Source organism: Paenibacillus sp. FSL W7-1287 (assembly GCF_038004245.1).
Classification (GTDB): domain Bacteria; phylum Bacillota; class Bacilli; order Paenibacillales; family Paenibacillaceae; genus Pristimantibacillus; species Pristimantibacillus camelliae.
Window position 1 is genome coordinate 590517 of the sequence record NZ_JBBORD010000001.1, and the last position, 13203, is coordinate 603719.

The window sequence follows — 13203 nt, forward strand, 5'->3', positions numbered from 1 at the left end:
AAGGCCCTTTTTCCATTTTTTCTAGAAAGGATGAGCTATTTCATTTATGGAAGATGTGAAGGTCATTCCAGTAAAAACGAGAGACGAGCTAAGGACTTGGCTACAGAACAATTGTCACACTGAAAGATCTTGCTGGGTTTTGGTTAGTATGGCGCCTAGCCCTGATAGGGTGTTATATTTGGACGCAGTCGAAGAAGCTCTGTGCTTTGGATGGATTGATGGCATCAAAAAGAAAATTACTAATACAGAGCTGGCTCAAAGACTATCTCCAAGAAGTAAGAAAAGCTCATGGACTGAATTAAATAAAGAGCGTGTCCGTCGTCTAGAAAAGTTGGGGCTTATGAGAAGCGAAGGGAGAATGGTTCTCCCAGATATGGACCCTAGTTCCTTCAAAATAGATAAAGCTATAGAGCAACGGATCATGGAGGAAAAGCAAGTATATGATCATTTCATCGCATTGCCAGATCTCTATAAGAGAGTTAGGATCGACAACATACAAAGCGTAAAGAATCAACCAGAGCTGTTCGAAAGCAGACTAAATAAGTTCCTAACATATACGAGAGAAAACAAAATGTATGGTCAATGGAATGATCATGGACGTCTACTGAACGATTAAGCAAAAGCTGCGAAGCCATAAGGGCTTCGCGTTGCTAATGAGTTGATCATGCCCAAGTAGTAATCGTATCTACTGGTAATCGGTAGGAGGGATAACCTTGTTTGCTTGCTTTACCAATCGAAAGCAGCATGACCGGCTGGAATCTTTCCTTGTCCAGTTGAAAGACCTCTGCAATTCGATCCTTGTCATATCCCGCCATTGGATTCGTGTCATAGCCGTGGGCACGAGCTACAAGCATCAGTTGCATAGACACAAGACCGGAATCCAGCATGTTTATATCGCGCAAGGCGGCTGGAGTCAGGCTTGCATAATAAGGTCTTGCTTGCTGCAGCTGAAGTTCCTTAACTTCCTGAGGCATGTAGCCGAGATCTACTGCCTTACTAAAAATTTCGTCCATATATTCAATGTTGTTGGCGTCGTAAAAAACTGCAATAACAGCAGAAGAAGTCAAGACTTGTGTCTGATTGAAGGATGCCAGTTGTGCAAGCTTTTCTTTGCCTTCGGGACTGTCAATCACAAGGAAACGCCAAGGCTGCATGTTAATGGCAGAAGGTGCGCGGGTAGCTTTAGCTAAAATTTCTGTCATTTCCTCTCGACTGATCTTAACTTCGGGGTCGTAAACCTTAACGGAACGACGTTCCAGTACAATGTTGTTAAAGTCGTTTGTTTTCTGTTTATTGCTTGTAAGATTGCTCATGCCTATTTCTCTCCTTTTAAGATTAAATTCGGAAATGATGTTGCTCACCATTACGTTAAAGATGGTAAACTATAAAGTGTACTTTATAGCAAGCACTAAAAAGGGGGGCATGAGGTGAGGATAAGTGAAGTAGCAAAAAGTACTGATCTTCCGATTTCAACGATCCGGTATTATGAGCAAATAGGCATTATTACCGATGAATATGTATTGAGGGATCAAAATAATTATCGGGTGTATGCGTCAGACATCATTCATCATCTAAGTGTTGTAAAACATTGTTTAGCAGTTGGTTTCTCGATACAGGATATCCGATCCATGATTGCTAAAGACGGGATGACGAAGAATGAACATGTGAGCCTGATCCAATCAAAAATCGCGGAAATTGAAGCCGCTCAAAAAAAGTTAGATGAATCCAAACAAAACCTGTATGACCTTCTCCGGTTGGATATTACTTGTGAAGAGGGATTTGGGAAATGTTAATCGTATTATGTACAGGAGATTGAGGATGTGATGAAGATATTCTCTATCTCCTGTACTGCTATCAAAGTCAAAATATTTTTTTGAAATTACAACATTTGCAATGATAAGGTTGATTGTAAAATAGCTATAGCGAGTGATATACTACACGATAGGAGGGTAAAAATGTAAATTCATACAGGAGAAACTCCAGTAACCTTTGTTAACTCATATCAATGGGTATACATGGGGTCTTCGTCACTCGCTGTTGGTACCAGAAAAACCACATTGGTACCACTAGTATAATTTTATTGAGAAGAAATGAGGTGAAGTTATGCGTGAGCGCATATTGCGAACTGCTCAAGAGTTAATCAACCGACAAGGACTTAAATTCACAATGGCTGATTTAGCTGCAGAGCTTGGAACGAGTAAACGGACATTCTATGAATATTTTGAATCGAAGGAGCAGCTGATTAGTGTAATGGTTGATGAGGTTGTCACTGAAATCAAGGAGTCACAACAAGCGATCTATCAAAATAAAAGCTTAACTAATGCACAAAAGCTTGAACTAGCATTGACCCTCCTTCCGAAGGGGATACATTTCAATGACCGACGTCTAATGGCAGACCTGAAACGGTTTTTCCCCGATGAATGGAAAAAGATCGAGCAATTACTACATGAGGAGTGGGGAGCGATTGCAGCAATTATAGCCGCAGGCATCGATACTGGTGAATTTCGCAATGTACATATTGCTACAGTTGTTCAAATGATGAAAGGTGCATCATTTTCTTTGTTTGACCCAGACTTTTTGACACATACAGACAACTCGCTCGTTGAAGGTGTACGGGCAATGGGCGAAGTGTTTTTGAAAGGTCTGAGTGCAGAGTCTGAGTGACCGCTATTGAGGAAAGTGAAAATTGGAGGCTTATGATGGATACGTGGAAAAAAGCATTAATGGCATTGTTCTTAATTACCGATGTTGGGTTCATACTGTATTGGGGCATAACCGCATTGAAATTAATTCCACCTGAATATTTATATCAGGACTATTCGAACCCCCTGCTGGTTTCCTGGAACTGGTCTTTTTTTGCAATAGATATCTTCATATCAATGACAGGGTTTTATAGCTTTTACTTGTTAAAAAAGGGGCAATCCTCTTGGGTTGTGTGGTCTATTATTTCTCTGGTTTTAACATTCAGTTCAGGCTTGATGGCTATTTCCTTCTGGTCCATCCGCTTGGATTTCGATCCTATGTGGTGGACTCCGAACTTATTTCTTTTGATTTATCCGTTATGTTTTATCCCTCGACTGTTGAGAGAGCTGCAAAACACATCACTTTCATAAATTGATTACTGTTACTTTTGAAGAAGAAAGAAGAAAGAAGAAAGAAGAAAGAAGAAAGAAGAAAGAAGAAAGATGCAAGATGAAGGATGCATGATGGTCAAACCTCCTTTATGTAGGAAAGCCGTTGAAATTTTACGCGTGTAAAATCTCAACGGCTTAAGTCTGGCCAGTCTTATTCTTTTGTTACTAATTTAAGAGGCGCAGCAATAAGCTTTTCTACCTCTTTACCATCGATAACATCCTTAGCTGCTTGCACAGCTAGCTGGCCAATTAAAGCTGGCTGTTGAGCAATCGTTCCTGTTAGCTTACCTTCTTCAATTGACTTCAATGCGTCATCGTTTCCATCAAAGCCTATAATGGGAATGTTCTTTCCAGAGCTTTGAATCGCTTCAATAGCGCCGAGTGCCATCTCATCATTATGTGCAAAAACGGCTTGAACACCAGGATTACCCTGCAATAAGTTTTCCATTACCGTCAATCCGTTGGATCGATCGAAGTTTGCGGTTTGTTTAGCAATAACATCTAGCTGAGTGTCTGCAATTTCGTGGAACCCTTTTCCTCTTTCCCGAGTTGCTGAAGCACCAGGTGAGCCTTCCAGCTCAATTACCTTCGCACCTTCTCCAACTTTTTCTACAATATATTCAGCGGCCATCGAACCACCGGCAACATTATCTGAAGCGACAAGCGTAGCGACTTCACCGTTGTCTGCAGAGCGATCGAGTGTAACGACAGGTATGTTTAACCCATTTGCTGATTGGACCGCAGTGGATATAGCAGCGGAATCAACGGGATTAATAAGTAAAGCTGTTACGCCTTGCTGCATTAAATCCTCAACATCATTACTTTGCTTAGCAGAGTCGTTTTGAGCGTCGATGACGATGACTTCAACACCTTGATTTTTAGCTTCAGCCATAACCCCATCCTTAACAGCGACAAAGAATGGATTATTAAGCGTAGAGATTGATAATCCCAGCTTAATATTTTGCTCCCCTGTTGCGTTCCCTCCACCATCTGACTTGGACCATTCCGGTGCATCCGTTGTACAAGCTGATAGCAGCATTAATGTTACTAGTAATACAATCGTTGTTATTTTTCTCATGATAAGTTACTCCTTTTTGTATTGGTCTAGGCTTTTTTACGATCTAGTAAAACGGCAATGGCAATAACAATCCCCTTAACGACCATCTGATAAAAAGATGATACGCCAAGTAAATTTAGACCGTTATTTAATATGGCTATAATTAAAGCACCAATGAGTGTACCAACAATTCGACCACGTCCTCCCGTTAGGCTTGTCCCCCCTAATACGACTGCTGCAATCGCATCTAGCTCATATGAGGTACCAGCTGTCGGCTGTGCGGAGTTAAGCCTTGATGTTAAGATTGCACCGGCCAAAGCTGATAGTAATCCGATTAATGCATAGATCATGATCTTAATTCGGTCTACTTTAATACCAGAAATAATGGACGCTTTTTCATTTCCACCAATAGCGTACGTTTTACGGCCAAATGGTGTCTTATGAAGAATGATCCACAATATAGCAAACACGATGAGCATCGTAATAGCAGGTACCGGAATGCCAAAGAGATAACCACGTCCTAGAAATTGAAATGCTGCTTGATTTCCGAGCCCTGTTATAGGATTCCCGTTGGTGTATACGAGTGTTAATCCTCTAAAGATGGTCATTGTCGCTAACGTTGCGATAAAGGGAGCCATTCGTCCTTTCGTAATTAATAATCCGTTAATTGCACCTAGAATCCCGCCTAATAAGCAACCCAATATGATGGCGATAATCGGATCCCAACCTGAGACCATAAAATTAGCCATCACAGCACTAGATAGGGCAAGAATAGAGCCGACAGATAGATCAATCCCACCTGTTAATATGACGAAGGTCATCCCAAATGCAATTAATGCGTTTATCGATACTTGTCTAAGTAGGTTTAGGATATTGAGTGGCTCAATAAAGCTCGGATTTAAGATGGTTACGATAACGATTAATATAATTAACCCCAGTAGCGGACCAAGCTTTTGCGTGATGTTACCGATTCCAAACCCTTTAAGTAAACCTTCATCCTTTGTTGTCATCTCATTACTGTCCTCCTGTAGCTAGCGTCATAATCTGTTCCTGTGTTGCCTCTTCTTTCGAGAGTTCGCCACTAATTTTGCCCTCATGAACAACATAGATTCGGTCACTCATCCCAAGCACCTCAGGTAATTCAGAGGAAACCATAATAATCGCGACTCCTCGTTCAGCTAATTCATTCATTAGCTGGTAAATCTCTCTCTTTGCACCAACGTCAACACCACGCGTTGGTTCATCTAAGATGAGCACGCTAAGTCCGATACCGATCCATTTGGCTATAACGACCTTTTGCTGATTTCCTCCTGATAAATTTCGCACAATCGTAGATGAGGATTGGGTTTTTATATGCAGACGTTTAATAAGCAGCTCAACAAATTCTTGCTCCTTCTTATTATTAATGAGCCCTTTCGGAGCAAAGCTATAGAGGTTGGTTAGGACCATATTGTCCTTCACGGAGAAATCGAGCACTAAGCCTTCATCCTTTCGATCCTCCGTAACGAAGCCAATCCCAGCCTTCATCGCATCATTGGGGTTGTGAATAACGGTTTTCTTTCCCTTAACCCATATCTCGCCCTGATCTAAGGAATCTAACCCAAACAAGGTTCTCATGATTTCCGTTCGTCCTGAGCCCATTAAGCCAGAGAAGCCAACAATCTCACCGGCACGCACCTTGAAATTAACATCAGTAAACTGCCCTTTTTTTGAAGCCTGCTTAACCTCTAGCACGATGTCGCCTGGTTTTGCTTCATGAGAAGGGAATCGATCTGTTAATTCACGCCCGACCATTTTTCGGACCACATCATCAAAGTTTGTTTCGGAAATCGGCTTTGTATCTACGGTTTTTCCATCTCGCATAACGGTAATCCGATCACAAATCGTAAAAATTTCCTCCATGCGATGTGAAATATAAACGATAGACACCCCATCCTTTTTAAGGGATGCGATCACCTCGAAGAGCTTTTGAATTTCACGCTCTGTTAATGCGGCTGTAGGCTCGTCCATGACGATTACCTTGGCATTGGTCATAAGTGCTTTAGCAATCTCAATCATTTGCTTTTCGCCTACAGAGCATAAGCCAGCTTCTTGGTGTAACGGAATCGTGACTGAAAGCTTCTTAAACTGCTCGGATGCTTTTTTGCTCATTTCCTTCATATCAAGTAAGCCTATTCCCGTAGATAGCTCTTTACCAATAAACAGGTTATCGAGTACAGACATATCACGCCATATATTTAATTCCTGATGAATAAAGGCGATTCCAAACTTTTCCGCTTCTCGTGGATTGTCAAAGTACGTTTCTTTTCCATCGATGATGATGGTTCCTTGATCGCGCTTATGTAACCCAATCAAAATATTCATCAAGGTAGACTTACCGGCTCCGTTTTCCCCCATTAACGCATGAACTTCCCCATCTTTCAGTTCAAAATCAACGCCAGTTAGAACACGATTCGCACCGAATGACTTATAAATATCATTCATTTTAATGTACATTGTGTGTGAGCCTCCTTATTGTCCAAAATTCACACCGGCTTGTAGGATGCAATTTGCATACGGTGTTGCTTCACCTGTTCGAATGATCACCTTTACATCATGCGTTAATTGTTTAAACTCCTCGTGGCTAACCTCAACAACTTCAATGTCATTACATTGCTTAAGCATAAATTGAGAAACCGGACGATTTTGATCAGCAAGCTCTTTGGCGAGAATAACCTTTTCAATGACCATATCTTCGAGTATTACTTTCACAACTTCTTCATAGCTTGGCAGGCCAAAACGAAGGGCCAAATCAATCTTTTCTACATGCTCAGGAATAGGTAAGCCAATATCTGCAATCACGATCCTATCCGTATGTCCTAAGTCTGCTAATATCTTGGAAATGTGACTATTCAATATGCCATGCTTCTTCATTTTTAAAGCTTCTCCTCTACTTCCGCTCGTGAAGGCATGCCACCTTGAGCACCGAATTTCGTTACAGATAGTGACGCAGCACGATTAGCAAACTTCAACGCAGAGTCGATAGGATTACCTTCAGCTAAGGATACGGCTAAGGCTGCATTAAATGTGTCGCCAGCACCTGTTGTGTCCACCGCGTTAACTTTATAGGTAGGTACAAGCACTTCTTGCTCTCCATTAAAGTAACGAACGCCCTTACTACCTTCGGTTATAAAGAGCTTGTTTGGATATAGCTGTAATGCTTGGCTTGTATTAATTCGAGGAAATAAAATAGCACACTCATGCTCATTAGGTGTAAGATACTGAGCCTGCTCAATGATTTTTTGGGATATGCTGCGAGCGGGTGCAGGATTCAGTAATAGTGGGACCTTGTACTTAGCGCAAATATCACTAACATAATCGACCGTTTCTTCTGGGATTTCCTGTTGTATTAAGACGATATGTGCAGTTTTTATTGGCTCCAATGATTTATCAATTAGTGCAGTCGTTACGTTGTCATTAGCGCCCTTCACAACGATAATACTGTTATCACCTTCGGCTAATATAATATGGGCCGTTCCACTATCAACTTCAGAGGATCGTTCAATATAAGAGATATCTACAGCATTTTGTTTAAAGTTCTCTAAAATCGTATCGCCATAGAAGTCAGTTCCGACGCAACCGATCATCGTTACTTGTGCACCTAGTCTTGCAGCAGCGATGGCTTGATTGGCACCTTTGCCGCCAGGTACGATTGAAAATTTATCTCCAAGCACCGTTTCTCCAGCCTGTGGTCGTTTCGTCGAGGTTACGACTAAGTCCATTGCACAGCTACCGATCACACATACCTTTACCAATTCCATCAACCTTTCATCAATTCCGACAATCTTGTGAGTATCATTTGTAAATATGATGATGAATATACAGATTCAGACTTTTGCTACAACAAAAAAACCGTTGAAGCTTTACGTGTGTAAAATTTCAACGGTTTCATCTATAGAGGCATAGGATAGTGTGTGTAGAGGCAGTTATGGAGTTGCTAAGGAATATTTATTAATCGTCATTACTCATGGTTCTAATCAGCATGCTAGGTAGCGATTAGAACCATTTTTCTGTATAGTTTCGGATCAAGACTGCTTTTGGTTCTTTACTCCCCATTCGCACAGCCCTTCCAATACAGGTAATAAGGATTCAGCCTTTTCTGTGAGATAATACTCAACCTTTGGTGGGATATTAGGGTATTCAACCCGTCTAACCATCTCGTCTTTTTCCAGCTCTTTGAGCTGAGAGCTCAGCATCTTATATGTAATCGCTCCGATTTGCCTTTTTAGTTCATTAAAGCGAACGGGCTGATTTTCGGCTAAAAGATATATAATGACCATCTTCCACTTTCCCCCGATGACCGATAACGTATAGCCAAAAGGTGTATCCTGAATATTTTTCACCTTGCCTTTATACTCAACCATACTCATCGTAACACTATCCTTTCTAATCGTATCTAGCTTTAACAAGCGTACTGTTCCATGATCTACCTATAGTCTATCATAGCAATTCTTTAAGGTAAGGAGAACAAAAAAGTAACTCAAAAAACAATGAACATAGATGACTGTAAATATATTGACAATACCCCAATAATAGGTGAAGATGTGCCTATTAAAGTTTTACTGTTGAATAACCGTCCATTAGAAGTTGCCCACGCTCTCGGATGGGCAGCTTTTTTGTTTGGGGAAGGAGGAGATTATGTACAGAATTGCGATATGCGATGACGATGAGAAGGAGAGAGACAAGATCAGAAGTATGCTGGTCACACTATCAGTCAAAAGTGGAAACGAGTTCGAGGTTGCAGAGTTTGCTTCCGGCGAGCAATTGATTGCACATTACGAGAGGGAGGAAGCTCCTTTTCATATTCTCATCCTAGACATTGAAATGAAAGGCATAAACGGCATTGACACGGCGCGCACTCTTCGTAAAATGAAGCGGCACCACGAACAGATCGTATTTTTGACGAGCTATGCCGAGTACATGATGGATAGCTTTGATGTGATTACATTCCAATACTTGATGAAACCCATGGAACCGGAAGTATTCGAGAGCAAGATGCTGAAGCTGTTCCAGTACTTTGAAGAGCGAGACCAGAACATATTGATTATTAAATCAGCCTACGAGGACATTGTACTGCAGACCGACGATATTATTGCTATTGAAGCGGCCAAAAGCTTAACGGTAAAAAGCCAGCTGAAATTCACGACGGTACATGCTGTCTATCATGGACGAGGATTGATCTCACACTATGCGGCGGCATTAAAGAATAGTAAATTTCTTCAGATACACCGTTCAATTTTAATTAATTTGCTTCACGTACATAAATTTTCGGGAAGCAACGTGGTCTTGACTAACGGTTTAGAGCTGCCAATTGGTCGATCTAAGATCAAGGAAGTCAAGGACGTCTGTACAAAATTTATGGTGATGAGGGCGGAATGAACATGGATCCATTTATTGTGCTATTAAATGTAGCTATTCCGTTAGTCATGACCGTGCAGGTTAACTTTTATTTTAACTCCGTCTTCGGTAAAGAGAAAAGCAAACCGACGAAGTGGCTGTATATCTTGGCATTCCTTATTGCTAATGTACTGTTTCTGAATGTGCCGCTACCTTTGCTTGGCTTTAATTTGCTAATGATGGCGGCGATTTTTTGTCTGTCACTCGGATTTGAATCAGAGCTGCGAATGAGAGTCGTGTTTTCCGTGCTCTATATTGTGCTGCTAACGCTCGTCCACTCCATTAGCGTATATGTACTTGATCCATCACTAACTGATATACCTAAGTATACATACACCGCCAATGAAGGCGATCAACTGTTGTTTGGCACAAGATTATTGCTAAGCTATATCCTAATGTTTGCAGTGGTACAGGTTATTCGAATGTTGGCTAAACGTAGAAACTATCCATTGAGTTTACGCTATCATATTCTGTTCCTTAGCGTACCGCTGATTAGTACCTATCAGGTGAATGTGCTAACGATGTACAGCGAAAAGAATCTGCATTACTATCTAGCTGTTATTGGCCTTATTGTATTGAACATTTTGGTCGTATATATTCTTGATACGATTATGGCTAGGTTTCAGCTTATGCATCAAAATGCACAGCTCCAGCATCAGATGGACTATCAAGAAGCCAATTATGAAAAGACGGTGCACAGCTTTAAGAAGATTAAAAGCATCATTCATGATACGAACCAGCAGCTATTATTTATCGATGAATGCATGAAGCAAGGGAAAACAGCTGAAGCGAGCGAGCATATCCGCGTCACGCTAAACAAGGTTGAAGATGCATATGACCGTATCAATACGGGTAATCTCGCCATCGACGCCTTATTGACCAACGCTTTAAACATTGGGCAGGCTAACGGTATTAAGATGAGTACTGAGCTTCGTCTTTTCGATCGTGAGCTTCCTATCGAGCGTTATGACTTATGCGTCGTGCTAGGCAATTTGCTGGATAATGCCATTGAGGCATCAAAAAAGATAAAACTAGCAGATGACCGGCAAATGGTTGTGAACATCCGTTCCAGCGAGTCTGCGCTTTTTATTCGGATTCGTAATCACGTGGAGCGAGAGGTAAACGATTTGCAAAGCAAAAAAGCGAACCCGGAATTTCATGGCTTCGGGCTAACCAATATTAAGCGAATCTGCGAAAAATATGGCGGGCATATGACAATTGAAACTAAAGCGAATCTGTTCGAAAACATGGTCGTCCTGCCATTTCCCGACACTAACAATTCCCGTACGTAATGCATTTCGGGGATTGTTTTTTTCGTTTCGGGTCAATTTGACATTATCTATGCTCCATTTCCCTTATGATAAAGTCATTCCAGAATGACCTATAGAAAGAGGGAGAGAACGATGAAAAGTTGGAAACGAACTGGTGTTGCGTTGGTGGCAGCATTGCTGCTTGTGGCACCGATGTCCGAGGGTGCGGCTAGAGCCGAACAGGGCGAGATGGCAAGAGTCCACGCAACAGGGGACTCGAGAGCAAAGGACAATCAGCCCGCATCGTCATTGAATGAAAAAGGCACGACGACACTAGAGTGGACTGCGACAGAAGCACGACTCATCGCGGAGACACTTATCGATGGTTATGGCGCAAGCGGCGTACAATACGCGATTCGCAAGGATGGGGAAGTTGTGCTGTCGGGAGGACTTGGACTTGATGAAACGGGTAGCAAGGTACCCATTGCAAGTAGCGTCATGTTTGCTATTGGGTCAGTCAGTAAAATGTACGTGACTGCTGCAACGATGATGCTGGTGGACGCTGGCAAGGTGGATATAGATGCAAAGCTAACAGAATACATTCCAGATTTCACAATGGCCGATGAAAGGTACAAGCAAATTACACCACGCATGCTTATGAACCACTCGGCAGGACTTTATGGAAGCCATTATAGAAATAGCATGCTGTTTGCAGACAACAGTACGGAGAACCGAGATACCTTGCTCGAAAATTTGCGTGGCCAACGATTGAAGTCGGAGCCGGGTGAATATTCCGTCTATGCCAACGACGGATTTCAGTTGCTGGAGATTTTGGTGGAGCGGGTTAGTGGAATGAGCTACAGTGAGTTTCTAGCAACATATGTTAGTAGACCACTCGGGCTAACCTCGACGAAAACACCATTAGATAGGTTTGACCGCAGTCAAATCTACCCAATCCGTCTACCAGGCATCGAAGGAGTATTGCCAGTTGAAAATGCGAACGTTCTCGGAACTGGAGGCATTTACTCGACAGCCGAAGAAGTGACTCTATTCTCGGAGGTATTGACGGGTCAACGACCTGATCTCCTGTCAAAAGCATCAGCGCTCGCTATGCAGAAGCCAGAATACCGTAATGGGGTTTGGGTGGAAGGCAGCTCGAACGTCTTTGGCTATGGGCTCGGTTGGGATTCAGTTGATCTGGCTCCTTTTGATGCATACGGCATACAGGCAGTGACCAAAGGCGGTGATACGACTTTATATCATTCGGCTTACATTGCTTTGCCCGAGAAAAACGTTTCTATTGCACTCCTGACAGCGGGTGGATCATCGATGTTTAACACGGCCGCAGCATCCAATATGTTGTTGACTTATCTAAAGGAAGTGGGTGAGATTTCAAGTATACAACCGCTCACAGCCTTCGATACTCCCGTTAAGCAACAGATGCCTGATCATCTGAAAGCCTACGCTGGCTTATATGGAAGAGTAGATGCCACGCTCAACATTGCAATCGAGGACAGTGAAATGAAGCTTCCGGATATGCTCGGTGGCTTTATACCGGAGCAGAGCTACGTGTATACCGGCGATCAAGCCTTTACGGGAGAGGATGGACGCACGATGATCAGCTTTGACGAGCAGAGCAACGGACACACCTACGTTCGTGTTCGGAGCATAATAGAGTTTCCAGGTATCGGTCATGCGTCTATTGATTACTACGAGCTGCAGAGGTTAGAGGACAACAAGCTGGACGATAGTACGAAGCTGGCGTGGAAAGAGCGTAATGGAAAAACGTACTATACCGTAAATGAGAAGATTAATTCATTGTTCTATTTATCGCTTCAAGTTTTATCTAAAACGATTCAGCTTGACGAGGCAGGCAGCTATGCGAACGCAGCCTTGATTACAGATGATAACCATGCGGAGAACATTGTAGAAATTCCTGTAATGAATGGACGTGATGCCTTTGATCTGGACTTCTACGAAGAGGAGGGTGTTGAGTACTTGCAAGCGGGCGGTTGGACCTACATTAGTGAGCGTGCCATTATGCCGCTCTACAAAGGAAAAACGTCCATTGCAACGATTCCGACATCAGGCCACGCACGGTGGTTCCACATTGATGAAGGAGTTGGCGGCCGCACGATTACGGTTGATTACCCAGAATCAAGTGGTTTCGTCATCTACGATGCGAGTGGAATGCCACTACATGTTTCAACGATTAGCGGTAGCCATACCGCCGTTTTGCCAGAGAACGGCTTAATCGTCTTCGGCGGCGAAGCGGGTGATGTATTCAAGATTACACTAGAGCGCAAGGAGTAAACAGAAAGAAGGT

14 protein-coding genes are annotated in these 13203 nt (G+C 42.5%); 7 read left to right on the plus strand and 7 right to left on the minus strand.

Annotation, left to right across the window (positions count from 1 at the left end; genetic code table 11):
* Nucleotides 1-46: 46 nt before the first annotated feature.
* A complete protein-coding gene (locus NSQ99_RS02805; protein ID WP_340834885.1) occupies nucleotides 47-616 on the plus strand; it encodes a YdeI/OmpD-associated family protein in 570 nt (189 codons plus the stop codon).
* A 46-nt stretch (nucleotides 617-662) separates the two neighbouring features.
* Here the strand turns inward: NSQ99_RS02805 and NSQ99_RS02810 are convergent, their stop codons facing one another.
* Nucleotides 663-1313, minus strand: coding sequence for a nitroreductase family protein (locus NSQ99_RS02810; protein ID WP_340834887.1), 651 nt, complete (start codon nucleotides 1311-1313; stop codon nucleotides 663-665).
* A gap of 114 nt (nucleotides 1314-1427) precedes the next feature.
* Between NSQ99_RS02810 and NSQ99_RS02815 the strand changes: the two genes are divergently transcribed.
* From NSQ99_RS02815 to NSQ99_RS02825, 3 genes are all read left to right on the plus strand, one after another.
* A complete protein-coding gene (locus NSQ99_RS02815) occupies nucleotides 1428-1793 on the plus strand; it encodes a MerR family transcriptional regulator (protein WP_340834889.1) in 366 nt (121 codons plus the stop codon).
* A gap of 310 nt (nucleotides 1794-2103) precedes the next feature.
* The gene (locus NSQ99_RS02820; RefSeq protein ID WP_340834890.1) at nucleotides 2104-2664 is read left to right on the plus strand and encodes a TetR/AcrR family transcriptional regulator; all 561 of its coding nucleotides are present in this window, start codon (nucleotides 2104-2106) and stop codon (nucleotides 2662-2664) included.
* Between the two features lie 35 nt (nucleotides 2665-2699).
* Entirely contained in the window at nucleotides 2700-3113 is a 414-nt protein-coding gene (locus NSQ99_RS02825) for a DUF5360 family protein (RefSeq protein ID WP_340838716.1), read from the plus strand.
* A 172-nt stretch (nucleotides 3114-3285) separates the two neighbouring features.
* Here the strand turns inward: NSQ99_RS02825 and rbsB are convergent, their stop codons facing one another.
* The 6 genes from rbsB to NSQ99_RS02855 all read right to left on the minus strand — a co-directional run bounded on the left by rbsB (nucleotide 3286) and on the right by NSQ99_RS02855 (nucleotide 8600).
* On the minus strand, nucleotides 3286-4212 hold the full coding sequence (gene rbsB / locus NSQ99_RS02830) for a ribose ABC transporter substrate-binding protein RbsB (RefSeq protein ID WP_251667070.1): 927 nt from the start codon (nucleotides 4210-4212) through the stop codon (nucleotides 3286-3288).
* A gap of 26 nt (nucleotides 4213-4238) precedes the next feature.
* Nucleotides 4239-5201: a ribose ABC transporter permease RbsC gene (gene rbsC, locus NSQ99_RS02835; protein WP_340834894.1), complete on the minus strand. Its 963-nt coding sequence runs from the start codon at nucleotides 5199-5201 to the stop codon at nucleotides 4239-4241.
* Nucleotides 5202-5205: 4 nt separating this feature from the next.
* Nucleotides 5206-6687: a sugar ABC transporter ATP-binding protein gene (locus NSQ99_RS02840; RefSeq protein ID WP_340834897.1), complete on the minus strand. Its 1482-nt coding sequence runs from the start codon at nucleotides 6685-6687 to the stop codon at nucleotides 5206-5208.
* A 15-nt stretch (nucleotides 6688-6702) separates the two neighbouring features.
* Nucleotides 6703-7104, minus strand: coding sequence for a D-ribose pyranase (rbsD, locus tag NSQ99_RS02845; protein ID WP_340834899.1), 402 nt, complete (start codon nucleotides 7102-7104; stop codon nucleotides 6703-6705).
* A gap of 2 nt (nucleotides 7105-7106) precedes the next feature.
* Complete coding sequence (gene rbsK, locus NSQ99_RS02850) at nucleotides 7107-7985, minus strand: ribokinase (protein WP_340838717.1); 879 nt, start codon at nucleotides 7983-7985, stop codon at nucleotides 7107-7109.
* 270 nt (nucleotides 7986-8255) lie between these two features.
* A complete protein-coding gene (locus NSQ99_RS02855; protein WP_340834903.1) occupies nucleotides 8256-8600 on the minus strand; it encodes a winged helix-turn-helix transcriptional regulator in 345 nt (114 codons plus the stop codon).
* 268 nt (nucleotides 8601-8868) lie between these two features.
* Between NSQ99_RS02855 and NSQ99_RS02860 the strand changes: the two genes are divergently transcribed.
* From NSQ99_RS02860 to NSQ99_RS02870, 3 genes are all read left to right on the plus strand, one after another.
* Nucleotides 8869-9609 (plus strand): LytR/AlgR family response regulator transcription factor, encoded by a 741-nt coding sequence (locus NSQ99_RS02860; protein WP_340834906.1) that lies wholly within the window; start codon nucleotides 8869-8871, stop codon nucleotides 9607-9609.
* Nucleotides 9610-9611: 2 nt separating this feature from the next.
* Nucleotides 9612-10919, plus strand: coding sequence for a GHKL domain-containing protein (locus tag NSQ99_RS02865; protein ID WP_340834908.1), 1308 nt, complete (start codon nucleotides 9612-9614; stop codon nucleotides 10917-10919).
* A gap of 111 nt (nucleotides 10920-11030) precedes the next feature.
* A complete protein-coding gene (locus NSQ99_RS02870; protein ID WP_340834909.1) occupies nucleotides 11031-13190 on the plus strand; it encodes a serine hydrolase domain-containing protein in 2160 nt (719 codons plus the stop codon).
* Nucleotides 13191-13203: the final 13 nt, after the last annotated feature.